General features: G+C 37.8%; 2 protein-coding genes. Both read left to right on the forward strand.

The genetic code is table 11. The annotated features are described in order from the left end of the window. Window positions 1-62 precede the first annotated feature (62 nt). Window positions 63-311 (forward strand): helix-turn-helix domain-containing protein, encoded by a 249-nt coding sequence (locus GPK89_RS11530; protein ID WP_055163290.1) that lies wholly within the window; start codon window positions 63-65, stop codon window positions 309-311. After that, window positions 311-918: response regulator transcription factor (locus GPK89_RS11535; protein ID WP_215693298.1), on the forward strand; the 608-nt coding region annotated here is incomplete at its 3' end. The genes GPK89_RS11530 and GPK89_RS11535, both read left to right, overlap by 1 nt.

The raw sequence follows: 918 nt of genomic DNA on the forward strand, positions 1-918 counted from the left end.
GTTGATTTATTCACACTTGCGTGATATAATAATAGAATATGTAAGCACAAGGAGGGTAAGCTATGGCGGTAACATATAAAAAGTTGTTTCATTTAATGATTGACAAGGGTATGAGCAATGCGGAATTGATGGAACAGGCAGGTTTTAGTGCCAACATCATAACCCGATTGAAACGAGATAATTACCTTTCCCTTGACACCATCGAAAAGATATGCAACACACTCCATTGCGGAGTTGATGATATTCTTGAATTTATACCTAACGAAAAAGGCAATGATGCCAGAAATCCTTTCAGCAAGGAGAATACATGATGAGTAAATTATTATTAGTGGAGGATGACCAAAGTATCGTATCCTCATTATCGGACTATTTAGGAAATGAAGGGTTCAAAATCGAAAGTGCTTCCGGGCAAAAAGAAGCAATAGAAAAATTGGATAACGACCAATACGATATAGCCTTGGTGGATATTCAATTATCAAATGGAAATGGCTTTTCTGTTTGTTCTGCAATTAAAGAAAGAGGAACTATGCCGGTTATTTTCTTAACGGCGTCTGATGATGAATATAGTGTTGTGGCAGGACTGGACATGGGAGCTGACGATTATATCAGTAAACCATTTAGACCAAGGGAGCTTCTTTCAAGGATCAACAGCGTATTAAGGAGAACTAAGAACACGCAAAACATTATCAGCTACCATGACTTAGTTGTGGACACAAATCAAGCAACCGTGGTAAAAAACGGAACAGAGATTTTATTGTCTGCTATGGAATATAAGTTGCTGTTAGTCTTTTTGCGTAACAAAGGTATTGTCCTTTCTCGCAGAAGATTGTTGGAGCTTTTATGGGACACTACCGGAGAGTTTATCAATGATAATACGCTGACTGTTTACATGAAAAGGCTGCGTGACAAAATTGAAAC

Origin of the sequence: Gemmiger formicilis (genome assembly GCF_018784445.1) — a bacterium.
GTDB lineage: Bacteria > Bacillota > Clostridia > Oscillospirales > Ruminococcaceae > Gemmiger.